This is a genomic window from Pyrococcus yayanosii CH1 (genome assembly GCF_000215995.1).
In the GTDB taxonomy this organism is placed as follows: domain Archaea; phylum Methanobacteriota_B; class Thermococci; order Thermococcales; family Thermococcaceae; genus Pyrococcus; species Pyrococcus yayanosii.
Window position 1 is genome coordinate 732,623 of sequence record NC_015680.1, and the last position, 15,561, is coordinate 748,183.

Annotated in this window: 17 protein-coding genes; 8 read left to right on the plus strand and 9 right to left on the minus strand. The window is 49.9% G+C overall.

What is annotated here, in order from left to right; translation table 11 throughout:
* The first annotated feature begins 437 nt into the window (after positions 1–437).
* The 3 genes from PYCH_RS04080 to PYCH_RS04090 are packed head-to-tail and all read left to right on the plus strand — an operon-like array spanning position 438 to position 2,453.
* Positions 438–1,583, plus strand: coding sequence for a hypothetical protein (locus PYCH_RS04080; RefSeq protein ID WP_013905576.1), 1,146 nt, complete (start codon positions 438–440; stop codon positions 1,581–1,583).
* A gap of 22 nt (positions 1,584–1,605) precedes the next feature.
* Positions 1,606–2,007 (plus strand): hypothetical protein, encoded by a 402-nt coding sequence (locus PYCH_RS04085; protein WP_237698691.1) that lies wholly within the window; start codon positions 1,606–1,608, stop codon positions 2,005–2,007.
* Complete coding sequence (locus PYCH_RS04090) at positions 2,004–2,453, plus strand: ABC transporter ATP-binding protein (RefSeq protein ID WP_013905578.1); 450 nt, start codon at positions 2,004–2,006, stop codon at positions 2,451–2,453. The genes PYCH_RS04085 and PYCH_RS04090 overlap by 4 nt, the downstream gene beginning before the upstream one ends.
* A 180-nt stretch (positions 2,454–2,633) precedes the next feature.
* Here PYCH_RS04090 and hydA read toward each other — a convergent pair whose 3' ends face one another.
* From hydA to hydB, 4 genes are read right to left on the minus strand one after another with little or no spacing between them, the layout of a single operon-like run.
* Positions 2,634–3,923, minus strand: a complete 1,290-nt coding sequence (hydA, locus tag PYCH_RS04095) for an NADPH-dependent hydrogenase/sulfhydrogenase 1 subunit alpha (RefSeq protein ID WP_013905579.1) — start codon at positions 3,921–3,923, stop codon at positions 2,634–2,636.
* Positions 3,920–4,711, minus strand: a complete 792-nt coding sequence (gene hydD, locus PYCH_RS04100) for an NADPH-dependent hydrogenase/sulfhydrogenase 1 subunit delta (RefSeq protein WP_013905580.1) — start codon at positions 4,709–4,711, stop codon at positions 3,920–3,922. Before hydD ends, hydA begins: the two co-directional genes overlap by 4 nt.
* Before the next feature lie 10 nt (positions 4,712–4,721).
* The gene (gene hydG / locus PYCH_RS04105) at positions 4,722–5,600 is read right to left on the minus strand and encodes an NADPH-dependent hydrogenase/sulfhydrogenase 1 subunit gamma (protein WP_013905581.1); all 879 of its coding nucleotides are present in this window, start codon (positions 5,598–5,600) and stop codon (positions 4,722–4,724) included.
* Positions 5,597–6,700 (minus strand): NADPH-dependent hydrogenase/sulfhydrogenase 1 subunit beta, encoded by a 1,104-nt coding sequence (gene hydB, locus PYCH_RS04110; protein WP_013905582.1) that lies wholly within the window; start codon positions 6,698–6,700, stop codon positions 5,597–5,599. The genes hydG and hydB overlap by 4 nt, the downstream gene beginning before the upstream one ends.
* Positions 6,701–7,213: 513 nt before the next feature.
* On the opposite strand from hydB, the gene PYCH_RS04115 reads away from it, so the two are divergent.
* A complete protein-coding gene (locus PYCH_RS04115; protein WP_013905583.1) occupies positions 7,214–8,002 on the plus strand; it encodes a DODA-type extradiol aromatic ring-opening family dioxygenase in 789 nt (262 codons plus the stop codon).
* Here PYCH_RS04115 and PYCH_RS04120 read toward each other — a convergent pair.
* Both PYCH_RS04120 and PYCH_RS04125 read right to left on the minus strand, forming a co-directional pair.
* The gene (locus tag PYCH_RS04120) at positions 7,992–9,131 is read right to left on the minus strand and encodes a DUF763 domain-containing protein (RefSeq protein ID WP_013905584.1); all 1,140 of its coding nucleotides are present in this window, start codon (positions 9,129–9,131) and stop codon (positions 7,992–7,994) included. The two genes, PYCH_RS04115 and PYCH_RS04120, sit on opposite strands and share 11 nt — an antisense overlap.
* A gap of 2 nt (positions 9,132–9,133) precedes the next feature.
* On the minus strand, positions 9,134–10,186 hold the full coding sequence (locus tag PYCH_RS04125) for a M20/M25/M40 family metallo-hydrolase (protein ID WP_013905585.1): 1,053 nt from the start codon (positions 10,184–10,186) through the stop codon (positions 9,134–9,136).
* Between the two features lie 57 nt (positions 10,187–10,243).
* Here PYCH_RS04125 and PYCH_RS04130 point away from each other — a divergent pair, with 57 nt between their 5' ends.
* Positions 10,244–10,627: a hypothetical protein gene (locus PYCH_RS04130; RefSeq protein WP_013905586.1), complete on the plus strand. Its 384-nt coding sequence runs from the start codon at positions 10,244–10,246 to the stop codon at positions 10,625–10,627.
* Here PYCH_RS04130 and PYCH_RS04135 read toward each other — a convergent pair.
* Positions 10,581–11,063 (minus strand): SWIM zinc finger family protein, encoded by a 483-nt coding sequence (locus PYCH_RS04135; RefSeq protein WP_013905587.1) that lies wholly within the window; start codon positions 11,061–11,063, stop codon positions 10,581–10,583. The two genes, PYCH_RS04130 and PYCH_RS04135, sit on opposite strands and share 47 nt — an antisense overlap.
* A gap of 276 nt (positions 11,064–11,339) precedes the next feature.
* Here PYCH_RS04135 and PYCH_RS04140 point away from each other — a divergent pair, with 276 nt between their 5' ends.
* Together PYCH_RS04140 and PYCH_RS04145 are read left to right on the plus strand one after the other, a co-directional pair.
* Positions 11,340–12,818: a sodium/proline symporter gene (locus PYCH_RS04140; RefSeq protein ID WP_013905589.1), complete on the plus strand. Its 1,479-nt coding sequence runs from the start codon at positions 11,340–11,342 to the stop codon at positions 12,816–12,818.
* Between the two features lie 123 nt (positions 12,819–12,941).
* On the plus strand, positions 12,942–13,439 hold the full coding sequence (locus PYCH_RS04145) for a thioredoxin family protein (protein WP_013905590.1): 498 nt from the start codon (positions 12,942–12,944) through the stop codon (positions 13,437–13,439).
* On the opposite strand, the gene rlmD is transcribed toward PYCH_RS04145, so the two are convergent.
* Positions 13,402–14,658: a 23S rRNA (uracil(1939)-C(5))-methyltransferase RlmD gene (gene rlmD, locus PYCH_RS04150; protein WP_013905592.1), complete on the minus strand. Its 1,257-nt coding sequence runs from the start codon at positions 14,656–14,658 to the stop codon at positions 13,402–13,404. The two genes, PYCH_RS04145 and rlmD, sit on opposite strands and share 38 nt — an antisense overlap.
* A 66-nt stretch (positions 14,659–14,724) precedes the next feature.
* Between rlmD and PYCH_RS04155 the strand changes: the two genes are divergently transcribed.
* Complete coding sequence (locus PYCH_RS04155) at positions 14,725–14,928, plus strand: transcriptional regulator (RefSeq protein ID WP_013905591.1); 204 nt, start codon at positions 14,725–14,727, stop codon at positions 14,926–14,928.
* Here PYCH_RS04155 and snatA read toward each other — a convergent pair.
* Entirely contained in the window at positions 14,925–15,539 is a 615-nt protein-coding gene (gene snatA / locus PYCH_RS04160) for a neutral amino acid NAAT transporter SnatA (protein WP_013905593.1), read from the minus strand. The genes PYCH_RS04155 and snatA overlap by 4 nt on opposite strands.
* Positions 15,540–15,561 lie beyond the last annotated feature (22 nt).

Consider the following 15,561-nt stretch of genomic DNA (forward strand, 5'->3'; position numbering starts at 1 on the left):
TGAGGATTGCCCAATAATGTGTAGGGAAGGTGGAGGTATAATGTCTGACTGTGGACCGTTAACGAGAGTAGATCCTCCTGAAGCTACCATTCGATGCCTCTGCGAGTGCATGCCGGATAATCCCACAGACCCTTCTCTTCCAACGGCGATAAGAGGTGAGTCTGTATGGTAACGTCTAGGAAAGTACTTTTCATTGTTCTAGCTTTGGTATCGACGGTACCTCTTGGCCTGGCATTTATTATTCTAATCCCCTACCTACTAGCGACATTCATTTGGATAACAGAGAAAGTACCTCCTGGCCAGGGCATCTTATTTGAGGCGAGAACAGCTCCATATTACGTCTCAGTAAAAATGACGCCTATTTCAGTAGCACTATGTTTCCTTTTAGGGTTTGTGAGTTCAGTATATCTTCTTAGGAGATTTAGGGGGATATAAGGATGAGAATTCTTGAGATGATAAAGTACCATATGCTGATAGTTTTAAGAGATATGAGATACCTAGCGGGAATTATCCCGTGCATGTTCTTTGCGGTGTACCTCAAAAATAAAATAATTGAAGATCCAACAATTTTTGTCCTTATGGGAATCTTAGTATTCCTTTTCTCCCGTTCTTTTGATCCAAAGCGAATTGGAATGATATTTAACTATAAACCCAATACAGATGCCGTTGCATTACTCACATCTATAGCCATAAACCTACCAGTCATCCTGAGTTTTTCCTATGCCTATCCGGGTTTCTTGATATCTAACCTAACTACATTCATTGCATTGTCATCTCTTCCCTTATCTATATCACCTAGAATTAAAGGAACAGCTTTCGTCCTCGGTCTCTTAGCGACAGCAGGACGGAAGGCTACTTTGATAGGATACATCCTCCTGGCAATCGCATTCTTACTCGCCCATATTTTAAAAGATAAGCTGGTAGGAGTTTATTTAATTAAAGGCAACTATATTTCCACGATTTCTTTTGAAGTCAGAGGAGTCGCTATTGTCCTCTCTATAGTTTACATAATCATAGCTGAGTACTTAAAAATGCAAGGGGTGTCATTTGCTTGTGGATTTTGGGCGTTTAAGGCTCCAGCAACCTTAGCTCTACTGTCAGATCCACAGAGGTATGAGAGCATAACTAAACTTGCAAGTTCAATGGGCGGTTTATGTATAGGAGTTTCGTTGATTTGGCCCTTATTCCTTGTTGGTGATAGCTACATAGATTCTCACATAACTTACCTTCATTATCTAAGGCCCGAAAATTATCGTAGGAGATTAATTAAAGAAACGACACTCTTTTTGACATCATTGATAGTGCCATTAGTGTTTTACTCTTTGGCTATTTTCGAAAAGTTGTTTCTAAAAAGCTTGTATCGGCTAGTTTTCATATTAGCCTTGAGTAGACTTATATTGTCCCTAACGTTGCCGAATTTTGAAAGGAATGGATTCTTGTGGATTTATCTTCTTTTAATAAGCATGCCATTCTTTTGGCCCATAACCCAGATTAGTATATGGACAATTCCCCTAGTAATTGCCCTTTCTCCGCTCGCATACATTGTAAGGATCAAACTAGAAGGGGTGAGAAAAAATGCTTAAACAATTTTTGAACTTCATAAAGATGGTGAGTATATACGTGGCATTTCTTATGACTTTTGTATTTGGAATTAGTCTCCTTATTGTTGCAATAGTAAAGGGGAAATACGCCCATTGCTACATTAAATTTGTAATAAAAAATGTAATGCTACCTCTCGCGGGAGCAATATATGTTCATGAAATTTTTCAATATCTCCCCATAATGTCCCCCATAACAGTGAAGATGGACTTCAAAAGGTTTATGTTTGTATGGGAACCAACAGTAGAAGTTTCTTCAATTAGAGGTTTATGCGGCTGGATTCTTGGGTTTGTATCCCCATTTGTTATAGGAATATTATTGCTTGGCATGGGAAATGGTATCGTAGCAATTCCGTTCCTTTTGGTATCTATTTCTGGAATCGTAGGAATTTTGGAGGGATTAAAATGAGGCTTGAAATAAAAAATTTAAGCGTCGGCTATACTGACCCGATTCTTAAAGGAATAACAATTGTTGTAGAAAGAGGAGAGGGTATAAATTTCTATGGTCCAAATGGGATAGGAAAGACTACGCTCTTAAAAACTATCTCGACGTATCTAAAACCTCTTAGGGGGGAAATATTATATGATGGAATTCCCATAGAGAAAGTTAAAGGCAAAATATTTTTCCTTCCTGAAGAAATCCATGTTCCCATCAAGGTAAGAGCGGAGGAGTACTTGAAAGCCATCACAAGTCTTTATGGAGCGAATGTTGATAAAGATGGAATAACAAGAGCACTTGAATCTGTTGGAGTCCTAAACCCAAAAAGAAAGCTTGGAGAACTCTCCCAGGGAACTATAAGAAGGGTTCAACTGGCTTCGACTCTGCTAGTTAATGCTGAGATAATACGTTCTTGACGACCCGGTTGTTGCTGTTGATGAAGATTCAAAACATAATGTGCTAAAATACATCCTTAAGAGAAAAACTCCGCTACTGTGATATAAATGAGGATCTTCGTAAATATTCAGCACTTAGAAGAACCTAACAATCCTTCCCATCAGCCTTACATTATTTTTTCTTAAAAAATCAAGAGAAGACTAAAGCCTGACCACATGAACTGAACAAGAGATGCATGGATCGTAAGCTCTCACGACCATCTCCGCCAGGAATTTCAGCCTCTCTGGGTCATCTCTGTAATGTTTCTCCGCCATCATCCTGACGTGGACCTCCATCATCGCCAGGTTCATAGCTGTTGGCGTTATTATGTCCGCGTAGGCAATCCTGCCGTCTTCCACCTTCAGGGCGTAGACGAGGAGGCCCCTCGGAGCCTCGGTTATGCTGACGCCGAAGCCGTTCCTTATTTCCACCTCGTCCCTCGGTCTTACCGGCCACTTGACGAGGACCTCGTCAACGAGGTCAATGGCCCTCTCCGTGAAGTACACAAGCTCAAGGGCCTGGGCGAGGTTGTTGGCGAAGGGGTTGGTTGATCTGAGCAGCTCTCTGTGGGCCTCGTAGAGCTCCTTGGCCCTTCCATAGAGCAGGTCGACGTTGTTGACAATCCTCGATATTGCGCCCACCATGAAGGGGCTCTCGCCGTTGTATAAGCTGTGCTTAGCGAAGCTGTGCTCCACAACGCGCTCAACAATGTGCTTCTTGTACTCTTCTACCGGGAACTCGAAGCCGTCGCTGACGCTTATGGTGTCGCCGTAAATTCCGTAAACCCCGTTTCTCGGCTTGACGGCCATGTGAGTTATCGGGCCTTCGACCTCGCTATACTGCTCCAGCTTGGCGAACAGCTCGAAGGTGTATTCCGCCAGAGGCAGGGCCTCCTTCAGCTTCCTCTTCATATTCTCAAGCGTGCTCTTGTCCGGGAGCTTGCCGAAGCCACCCAGGATGGCGTTCTCCTGGTGGATGGCTCTGCTCCCCAGGACGTCCATTATCCAAGAGCCAAGGTTCTTGAGCTTGAGTGCTATTTCGATTTCTTTCTTGTACTTCTCCACCATATTGAGCGGGCTTGAGTAGCCGAGGTAATCTGGCAGGACGAGAAGGTAGAGGTGAAGGGCATGGCTCTCTATCATGTCGCCAATGTAGAGAATCTCCCTAAGGGCCTGAATCTCCTCCCTCGGCTTGAATCCCACTGCTTTCTCGGCCGCTTCAAGGGCAGTGAGTTTGTGAGCGGCGGAGCAGAAGGAGCATATCCTAGGATAGACAGCCAAAGCCTCTTCGAGCTTCTTACCTATCGTTATCGCCTCAAAGAAGCGCGGCCCCTCGATGATGTTAAGCTTGACTTCCTTGACACCCTCGTCTCCTATCACTATCTCGACGCCACCCTTACCTTCCACGCGTGCGATGTGATCGACGGTAATCGGGAGATAGAGGTTCTTCATTCTTTCACCCCCTCAAAGACCTTGTTAACAATCTCCTCCAGCTTCGGGTTGTGGGCGTTGAATATCTTCATGCGCCTAAGTATTTCTTCCTTGGTAAGTCCCTTCTCCTTGAATACCCTCGCGAGCGAGTCGAACCAGGCAACGTCGTAGCCAATGGCACCTCTACAGCCAACGCAGGCAATACTATAAGCCGGGCACCTTGCGTTACAGCCTGCCCTTGTTATCGGGCCGAGGCAAGGCTCGCCCCTCTCGAGGAGCACGCAGGGGTTGCCCCTGAGGCGGCACTCGAGGCAGACCGGGTAGTCTATGTCCTCCGGCCACGAGCCGATGAGGAACGTGCCGAGGGCGTAGAGGAAGTCCTTCTTCTCCGGTGGGCACCCATAGAGCTTGTAGTCGACCTTTATGTACTTCTCCACAGGCTCAGCCATCTTCGGTTTGAACTTTACCTTTGCATCGCCGTAAACCGTCTTCCAGAGCTCCTCAAGGCTCTTGTCGTTGGCCCAGCTCTGAACACCGCCCTGAATGGCGCAGGCCCCAACGGCCACCACTATCTTAGCGTTCTCGCGTATCTTCTTCACGAGCTCGACCTCTTCCTCCGTCGAGACGCTCCCTTCTATGAAGGCTATGTCAACGGGCTCGTCCTCGGCGCTGTCTCTGTCGAGCATGTACCAGCACACGATTTCAGCGTTCAGAAGGAGATGGAGTATCTCGTCCATCATCGCGAACTGGAGCTGACAGCCGTAGCATGATGTTAGAGCGTAAAACCCTATGCGTATCTTCTCCTCCATTCCCATCACCTCAGTCCAGCAAACCGGGCGTGGATACTATGTCGAAGTACGTGAACACGGGTCCATCCTTGCAGATGTACTTCCAGCTCGTGCTCGTTCCAACGTTGCAGTGGCCACATTTGCCTATTCCACACTTCATTCTCCTCTCTAGCGTCACGTAGATGTTTTCAGGCCTGTAGCCGTAGTTTATCAAGGATTCAAAGACGGCCTTGTACATTCTAGGAGGCCCACAGATAGCGACGGCCGTGTTCTTCGGGTTGGTGTTGGCCTCGACTATGAACTGCTGAGGTCTCCCGTGAAGGCCTGGCCAGTCTGGGTCCCTCGTCACGCTCTGGATTATCTTGACGTTCTCGGCCTCGGCCAGGTCCTTCATGGCCTCCAGCTCCTTGTAGAAGAGCAAGTCCTTTCCATAGCGGGCCGTGTTGATGAAAGTTATGTTGCCATACCTCCAGCGGTTGTCCATGGCATAGAGGAAGGCACTTCTCAGCGGAGCTGCTCCAAGGCCCGCGGCGATTAGAAGTAAGTCCATGCCTTCCCATTCATCAACCGGGAATCCGTTTCCGTAGGGACCGCGGACGAGGACTGTATCGCCGGGCTTGAGCCTGTGGATGACCGTCGTGACCCTTCCGGCTCTCCTTATGCAGAGCTCAAAGAAGCCGCGCCTCATTGGCGACGAGCATATGCTTATGGGAACCTCGCCGACACCCGGAATCGTGAGCTGAACGAACTGACCGGGCTTGAAGGTCCACGTCTCGGCAAGCTTCGGATCCTCGAAGCGGAAGAGGAAGAGCTTCTCCCTCTCCGTAAGCGGGTAGACCTTTAGCACCTTTGCCCTGTGGAGAGCGTAGGGGTTGTCGTTCGGCGTCATAACATCCTTGGGGAGCATCATAGCCCATCACCTCTTATCGAGGTAGAGTAAGCGAATCCCCTCTTCGGAATCTCCTCTGTAACCTCGGGAGGACAGGACTTCTCCTCAAGACCGAGAATCGTGCGCAGATTTCTCACGAAGTTTATGCCGGCCGGGCAGAAGGCCGTACAGCGGCCGCAGCCGACGCAGTAGCTTATGCCGAGCTTTTCGTTATAGGCATTCTTGCACATGTACCTGTTCATGAAACGGGCCTTCTTTGTGGGTCTGAAGTTGTGACCGCCCGCCACAAGCCCATGGCTCCTGAACTGGCAGGAGTCCCACCGCCTCTCCCTGTATCCCGTGTCGCCGTCGAAGTTAACGATGTCTTGAACTTCATAGCAGCGGCAGGTCGGGCAGGTCGTGTTGCAGATGCCACAGGCGAGGCAGAGATCGCTCTGCTCGTCCCACATTGGGTGCTCCATCTCGAGCTCGAGGAGGTAGCGGAGGTTGCCCCAGTCCTCGTGGTACTTAAAGGCCTCGTGCCTCCTCCTCTCGAACTCCCTGAAGGCGCAGATATCCTCCGCCGTGACGGCCTCGAAGAGCTTGATGTTCTTGTCCACTATCCTGTGGCCCCTTGGAGTTCCCACGCGGACGAGCCAGCCGTCAGGAAGCTCGTGGAGGAAGAGGTCGAAGCCGTCGTCGGCAAAGTCCGTCTCACGAAGGTTGCAGAAGCAGTACTCGTCCGGCATGCAACTTATGCCGATGATTATTCCCTTCTCCCTGCGAGCCTTGTAGTACTTGTCCGGGAACTCGTCCAGATAAATCGTGTCGAGTATCTTAAGGCCATAGATGTCACAGGCGTGGACACCGAAGAGAACGAATGGTTCGACGTTCTCGATTACCTCCCTGTACTCCGCCTTCGAGATGCTGAACTCGAATAGCTTCTCTCTTGGCAGGAAGAAGAACTTCTTGGGCGGCATTATCGTCCTTGTATAGTGGAACTCAACCTTCCTGACGTCGTCAATCTCCCTAAAGTCGTAGAACTTGTCGGAAATCTTGACTGGGGCGTAAAGTTTACCCAGCTCCTTCAATCGCTCAAGGAATTCATAGGTGTTCTCCTTGGGGAGCTTAACGTATCTCATCCTCCATCACCCCTAATGAGCACAATTTATGCATGTGCACGTTTTTGTTCAGCCTCGGCAATCCTACTCCAATCCCAAAAAAAGCGTTTTTAAAGCCCCTAGTTGGCAACCAAAGGTTAAAGTAGCTTTGTTTACCTAAAAAGGCTAAGAATAACAAAAATTATTGTTTCAATGCTGTCCGCTCCCGAGACGTTGAAGGATAGAAACATGACTATATTGGACTTTTAATCCTATCAAAGCTCTAGATTGTACTATGATGTCCATAATCTATGCCATGCAGCATGATTTAATTAGAGTTAGAGAGCCTCGCTATAGATCAACAAGGTTAGGGATCCTAGCAGATTTAGCACTCTACATACTGCCTCACCCAGGGGAACTAGACTCCGCGGGAGCGGGGCTAGTCAAGTCTAAGCTACCATTCTACCTGAAAGGCCCTGTCTGTAGCGGTCGTTGAGAAACAGGAGTTATGTTATAAAGGAATTGTTGGAGAACCTTTAGCCGAGGTGATGTCCCATGCTGGCTGGAATCGCCATGATGCCTCACGGAAACGACGTCCTGGCCCCGAAGGATGATGAGACGAGGTATCTGGCCGAGGTACTTAGGAGTATTGGGGAAGTCTTCAGAACCTTTGACGCCTACGTCCTCGCAACGCCCCACAACGTGAGGATGAGCGACCACCTCGGCGTCATCTTCGCTAAGCACCTCGTTTCATGGCTTGGCTTCGCCGGCGTCGAGCTTCCCGGCGAGTATGAGACCGATAGAGAGCTCGCCCGGCTGATTTACGAGGAGGCTAGGAAGGCAGGGCTGCCAGTCGTTGACATAAATTTCGCCTCCCTGAGCGGCGAGTACTCCCGCTTTCCCCTCAGCTGGGGCGAGCTCATCCCCCTCCACTTCCTCGAAAAGAGGCCTCTCGTCGTCGTTACGCCAGCGAGGAAGGTGTCAAGAGACACGCTTGTCCGCTTCGGTGAGGTCATAGCGGAGGTCGTGGAGAGTTACCCAAAGAAAGTTGGATTGATAATAAGCGCCGACCATGGACATGCCCATGATCCCAACGGTCCATACGGCTACGCCCCTGAGTCGAAGGAGTACGACGCCCTGATAATGCAGCTCATAAGGGAGAACCGCCTCGGGGAGCTTCTAAATCTCGACGAAGGCTTCATAGAGAGAGCCAAGCCCGACAGCTACTGGCAGCTCCTCATAATGCTTGGAGCTCTGAGGAATGTCCCGATGACCCTCCGGGCCACTGCCTACGCCTGCCCAACGTACTTCGGGATGGGTGCCGCCCTCTACCTCAGGGAGTAGGGATCTTGTCATCTTCGGGTGGCCTCCATCCCTTTGTTATCTTTGCCATGTTCTTCAGGAGCTCCCTGTCTCCTTTCCGGGCCACGACATCCTCTAGGAATCTTATGAGCTCATCGTAGGTTCCTCGCTCGATTCGGAAGGGAACCCTGTCCTTGCCGCCGACGGCATAGGCGAACTTGAAGGGGTCTATCGGATGCGTTACTGGGTCCTTCCAGGAAGGATGGACATCGTAGACGAGCTCTGCCACGAGCGCTAAGGCCCTGAGTGTTCCCGGCCCGAGCCCCCTTATCAGAAGGAACTCCTCGTAGTTTTTGATACCTCCTTCCTTTAGGAACTCCAGAACCCTTTCGTTTAGTTCCAATCTCCCCAAGCTCTCGTACCTCCTCATCACGGCTCGGACGTCCACGTCCCTTGGCTTGTAGAAGACCGCATAACCCCTTACCATAGCCTTTATGGTCTCTAAGTCTCTCTTCAGCCCCCCTGGCCCCTCGGCCGCGATTTCAAGAAGGGTTCTCTGAAAGGTCTTAGACTCAAGGGCGACGGTGTTGAGGGCATACAGGCACTTGAAGCCCGCCACGGCCTTGTGGGGGTCTATCGTGAAGGCCTCGGCATTGAACCAGTGGTACCTGCGGGCCAGTTTCTTCTCTGGGTTCATCCCCTGCTGGACGACGGCCCAGTTCCCCTCCTCGTCCAGGAAAAAGGTATGGTGATAGAGCTGGTAGCCGGTCTGTAGGGCCACGGTGTCGACCTTAGCTACGAGCCTCGATATCCTGACGTACTTCTCCCCTTCAAGACCGAACTTATCTGCTATCTCCATAAGCTCCTTTGGCGTTTCCCTGCTCCTCTTCCCCTTCCCACCGGCCACCTTAAGACCAAGCTCTTCCCTCGCGAGGACCTCCTTTATTATCCCGGTCGTCACAGTCGTACTCCCCGAAGAGTCCCAGTCCATGCCTATGAGGTTGTTGAAGGCCTGAAACCATACTGGATCCGAAAGGCGCTCTAGCGTGCCCTTCGTTCCATACTCATCCACGAGAAGTTTCAGGACGAGGGCGGCGAGCTTCCTCATCCTGCTGGCGAGCCATGGAGGGACGTGGCCCGTGTGAAGAGGGAGCTCGGCAACTCCTCTCATGGCTATCCCTTCCCGTAGACGTCGTTTACCGCCATTAGGAACTCGCTCGCTTTGACAACGTCCCTGACGTCAATCCTCTCATGCCGGGTGTGGGATATATCGAGGTTGCCGGGCCCGAACACTATCGTTTTCGTGCCATTGTACATGAAGTTTATTGCATCGGTCCAGCTTCTCATGCCGCCGAACTCGCTTAGGCCCGTAATCTCCATGGCCTTCTTGGCTATCTGGACTATCTCTTCCTCCTCGCCCAACTCATATCCGTCCCATATCTCCGTGTACTCGTAGCGAAGGGTGTATTCATCAAGTATCGGGTCCATCAAATCGAGAACGTCCTCAACCTCCTGCTCCGGCAAGAGCCTCGCCTCAAGGCGACCACGGCAGAGGGCGGGGATTAAGTAGTGGGGGTTCTCGCAGACGAGCTCTTGAATGCCGATATGGGGGTCAAAGTACTTCCCCTTGGCCCTAAAGGGCTCTAGCTTCTTCAGCTCCTCTAGCATCCTAAAGGCCTGCTCTATGGCGTTCAAACCGCTCTCGGGGCATGCACCATGGGCTTCCTTTCCATCCACCTCAAAATAAGCTTCAATGTTTCCGGCGTGGGCTATGTGAATCTCAAGATCTGTCGGCTCAAGGACGATGGCCATCTTGGGCCTGTATCTCTCCATGAAGAGGGCACTGCCACGGCCACCCTTCTCCTCGTCGCTGACGAAGACTATTCCGACGTTTAGGTCTTTTCCTTCCTTCCTCAGTTGCTCCAGCATGAGAAGGATGGCCGCTATACCTCCCTTTATGTCGCTCGCACCTGTTCCGTAAACTATGTTGCCCCTGACGAAGGGTTCTACTCTCACGTCTATCGTGTCCATATGAACCTCGAAGAAGAGCTCCGCCTTCGGGTTGACGATTAGGTCGATTATCTCGCCGTCACTCTCTATGTGAACATCGTAATCAAGCCTGTGGAGGAACTCCATTATGTGCAGGGCAAGCCTGTCCTCGTGGCCTGAGGGTGAGGGAATCTTTAAGAGCTGGATGAGTATCTCCTTTGCGCGTTCGGCCTTCACTTTTCCCACCTCGAATTAGCTCATCCTAATTATTTATAAAGGTTGGGAGGTGCCCGGATGATAGAGAGGATAAGGCTCAGGGAAGAATTGGACGAAGAGGCTTACGAGAGAGTTCTAAAAACTTTGGAGATGCTCAAGGAGCGTTTTCCAAACGTCCTCGTGAGGAAGACGAAGACGGGGGAGAAGGTGAGCTTTATCGACATCGATGTATGCGGTGGCATAAACTTCGACATCATAGTGGGCGTCAGGGAGAGGCCCTTCGTTGCAGTTGAGATGGAGGGAAAGAAGGCGGTTTACGCGTTTGGCATAATGAGGTTTCTCCTCGAAGAGGCCTGTGTCGAGTTCAAACAGGAGTGTGACGGCTCCGATGCCTATCTGGGGCTGAAGAGAAAGCTCAGGGCGAAGAACCTTCTGGACTTCCTCTTAGCCTCGAAGCGATGATCCCAGTGATGGCGTGGTCATAGAAAATTCTCTCAAACTCCTCGAAGAGCATTGAAAGTCGAAGTCTGAATGTTTCATCGCCATCGAGCATCTCAAGGGCCTTGAGGAAAAGCTCTCCAACTCTACTTCCACTTTCGTCTGTCTTCAGAGCGTGGCCTATTTCCCTTAGTATAATCTCTTTGCCAAACTCTCTGTTCTCAGCGGCAAACCTCCAGACTTCAGCTTCGGCGGTGATAAGATTGGCGTCTGCCTCTATGTAGTTTCCTCTCTCGTATTCCCAGAGGACGGCCATTACGTGCTTACAGTTTCCACCCCTCGGACACGTGCACATCCCTTGGCCTGTCCCTAAATCAATGACGACGAGGTATGCGTAGGTGCCAAGCACCCTGCCGTAGAGCCTCTTCCCCGATTTAACTACCCAAGAAACTCGGGCCATTTTTACCACAGATAATTGTGGACAATCAGTATATAAGGCTTTTGGTCCCTTTCCTCTGTCTAAGGTTGGGGGTAATTATTTCCAGAAACAGGGACATTACTTATTCTGACCCATAAGGCTTATATATGGATTCTAATATACTACAGTGCTGATAAACGGCCAAGGAGGTGCCATAATGTATGGATGGGCAAAATTTGTGTTGTTTGTATTGCCAACACTTATAGTTTTAGTATCCATAGCAATTTATTACATCTCGGGCAATAGGAGGTGAGGGAAATGGAAACAGCGTATGAAATGCTCAAGAATCCGGCCGCATTTGCGGCGTTTTTATTTACACTGCTACTTCCAATTCTTGTAGGATTCTTCGTTATGAAAAGAACCAAGACAGAAGAAGACTTTTTCCTTGGCGGAAGAGCTATGGACAAAATAACGGTGGCACTTTCCGCCGTATCTTCAGGAAGGTCTAGCTGGCTCGTGCTGGGTCTTAGCGGAATGGCTTATAAAATGGGTGTTACGGCGGTCTGGGCGGCGGTTGGATATATAACGGCGGAAATGCTACAGTTCGTGTACATGGGCATAAGGCTAAGAAAGTTCTCTGAGAAATTCAAAGCCATAACGGTTCCGGACTATTTTGAAGCCAGGTTTAGGGACAATACAAAAATCGTTAGGCTTGTGGTTTCGATAATAATAGTCATATTTCTGACGTCATATGTTGGGGCCCAGTTTAATGCCGGCGCAAAAACACTCAGTGCTGCCCTTGGCATGGGAATGCTAGAGGCACTCCTAGTTGCCGTGCTCATGATCGTAATATATATGATTCTGGGAGGCTTCATAGCAGTAGCGTACAACGATGTCATAAGGGCCGTAATAATGATTATAGGCCTGACGGTTCTTCCAGCCGTTGCCATAGCTAAAGTCGGGGGTATTGGGGCACTGTTGGAGATCCTCCACCAGCTAAACCCCAAGTACATTGATCCCTGGGCATTTGGAGCGGGGGTTGTGATTGGTTTCATAGGAATTGGGCTTGGATCTCCCGGACAGCCTCACATAATAGTTCGTTACATGTCTATAGACAACCCCAATAGACTCAGGCAATCAACTGTTATAGGAACTTTTTGGAATGTTGTCCTTGCGTGGGGTGCCATTTTCGTAGGATTAGCAGGCAGGGCGCTGTTTCCTGATGTAAAAATGCTACCGAATGAGAGTGCAGAAATGGTGTATCCACTGTTGAGTGCAGAATTCTTCGGCCCAGTGCTCTATGGTATTCTCATGGGTGGAATATTTGCGGCAATATTATCAACGGCGGACTCTCAGCTGCTCGTTGTGTCTTCAACCGTTGTCAAAGACTTCTATCAGGAAGTCATCAAAAAGGGCCACCCAATAGATGATAAAACGGCATTGAGATTGAGTAGGATCACGGTATTTGTAATAGGATTCCTAGCGGCCATAATGGCCTACTATGCGAAAGACATAATATTCTGGTTCGTGCTATTTGCATGGGGTGGACTGGGGGCGTCTATAGGGCCAACGTTAATACTTTCCCTGTACTGGAAGAGAACAACAAAATGGGGAGTAATAGCAGGGATGGTCGTGGGAACTGTAACAACTATCGTTTGGAAGCTTTATTTAAAGCAGATTACGGGGCTTTATGAACTGGTGCCAGCGTTCATATTTGCCCTCATAGCCACTATAGTTGTGAGCCTCGCCACCAAGCCTCCAGAGAACGTGGAGGAGCTCATGAAAGCTATGGAATAAGCTGGTAAATTGTGCGTGGAACTTTTGCCCCTCTTCTTTTTACAGCTCTGTAAGGAAACTGATAACCTAACGGAAACCTTTATTTGATTTGTAAGAAAAAGAATGCCCAAGAGGGGTGATTGAATGAAGGAGTTAAGCATCTTACTTATCATCATCCTCGCCGTGGCGGCCCTTGGATGCCTTGGGGAAACTTCAACTCCCACCACCTCTCCTCCTAAACTACAACTCGATAAGTCGAAGTTCCACTTCTATCTATACGGCATGGCCACATGCCCCCACTGCCAGAACATGAAAAGGGAACTTCCCAAGTTCTTCGGTGAAGATAGTCTGACATATTATGAGCTCATCAACAACGAGCACAACACCAAAATATTTATGGAGTTCTCCAAGGAGCTGGGCGTTAGGGGAGTGCCCCTCATAGGGGTGTTCTATGATGGAAAGCTCTACGCCATCATCGAGGGCGAAATAGACCCCTCTAAGATTCCAGAGATAGTAAAAGAGGCCATGGACAGGGAAGGCATCATAGTTCTATCCAGCCGAGCGTATCTGATACCTTTCAACGAGACGGACATTGTCCAGAAGCTCACGGAGCTGTTCCTAAGCGGACAAGCTTCCCAATGAGCTCGACGTGGGGCGTGTGAGGAAACATGTCGAGTCCCACTATCTCCTCTAATTTATATACCTTCTTCAGCCCGCGAAGGTTCTGGGCGAAGGTCTTCGGGTTGCAGGAGACGTAGACTATTGTGGGGGGTCCGTCGCTTATCAATCTCTTCACGAGCTTTGGATGGAGGCCGGCCCTCGGCGGGTCAACTATTACTGTGTCATAGCTCATCGCAAACGCCTCCGCCGCATCTCCCACCCTGAACTTCGCTTGGGCATCGTTTATTTTGGCGTTTCTGTTGGCCATCTCAACGGCGAAGGGGTTTATCTCCACTCCTTCCACCTCAAAGCCCTTCTTAGCTAAATAAACGCCGAAGGTTCCGACGCCGGAATACAAATCAAGAACCTTACTCCCATCAACGAACTCGGCAACCTTTCTCACGAGGTTCACAGCCTGATAGCTGTTCGTCTGGAAGAAGCTGTTCGGATGAATGAGATACGTTATCCCATCAAGCTCCTCTCTGATGAACTCCCTTCCCCAGTAACGCATCGGCTCACCGTAGGATACATCACTGGGCGTCCTGTTCACGCTCCAATAGAGGGAGGTGGCGAAGGGAAAATAGCCAGAAACGTCACCCAGATGGCCTTCGGCCGTGACGAGGTTAATCATTAGCTCTCCCGTGAATTTTCCCTCCCTGAGCACCATATACCTTAAGAAACCTCTGCCCTCTTTCAGGTTCCAGGGCTCAAGCCTGAGCTCGTCGATTAGTGCCCTCAAGGCCTCAAGGGCCTTCTTCGATGAGGGACCGAAGACCTCGCAGGCCTCGATATCTACGATGTCCCACCACCTGCCCCTCCTCCTGAAGCCAATACCACTCGTGGTGACGGCGATGTCTATCCTGTTCCTGTGGCCATATATAGCCGGCGAAGGAAGAACTTCTACGTCGAGGCCGAGGAATTTCCTCAGCTTCTCCTCCTTGAACTCCAACTGAGCCTTATACTCAATGTGCTGGAAGGCACAGCCGCCGCAGAATCCGAAATGCTTGCATCCTGGCTCCACCCTTATCTCAGATGCCTTAAGAACTTCGTAATCGTGGGCCACCAACCTCTTCCTCTCCCTGTGCCAGCTCCTAAGCAGAACCACGTCACCCGGGGCCGTGAAGGGGACGTAAACGGTTTTCCTCCCGATCCTCGCAACGCCCATGCCGTCCTCGCTCAGCTCCTCTATCCTGATCTCCATGAGCATCACCACATCTGTCCACAAAAGCTTAATAGGATTCTCGTGAAGAGTATATTGGTGTCTTCTATGCATCCTCGGGAGATCGTTTATAAGGTTTTGGCGACGAAGAAGAGGGCAACTTCTCTCAAAAAGCTGAGCTCCGAGCTTGACACTCCCATGCCGGCGCTTCTCCAGACCCTTAAGAAGCTCGAGAGCGAAGGGCTCGTTGAAATATCCTTTGGAAGTGAAATAAAGGTAAGGGCGAAGACCCTTGGAGATTACGCCGACTAAATCTCGAACGCTCCCTTTATCCCATTTATTACCATCTGAACAGCCATCGATGTCAGTATCAGACCCATCATCCTTATCATGACCTTTATCCCCACTCTCCCCAATTTTTGGCTCACCCTGTTGTCGGAGCTGAGGATTGCCCAGATGGTCAGGCCAATGCTCAATATTACAACCACTACGAGAGGGGCTGGTTCCCTCGCCATGTAGAGCATCACGGTCGTTATTGCACCCGGCCCCGATATCAGGGGTATCGCCAAGGGTATCACGGCGACCTCCTCGAGGGTGACGGCTTCTTCGCTCTCTTCGTCTATCTTCACAGAAGACAGCTTTCCGGAGAGCATCTCCATACCCATTCTGAAGAGCAGTATTCCTCCGGCTATCGCGAAGGCATCCACGCTAGAGCCAAAGAACTTGAATATCCACTGGCCGACGAGAGCGAAGACTATAAGAGTAATGGTAGCCGTTAGTGCAGTCTTCTTCGCTATCTCCCTTCTACCTTTGGCCGATAAGTCCCTCGTGACACTCATAAAGACGGGGACGGCGCCTATGGGATTTGTTATCGCGAATAGGCCTCCGTAAAGGAGGATAAAGGTCCTAAGGGCCTCTATCATACCACCACCCAATGATCTGAGA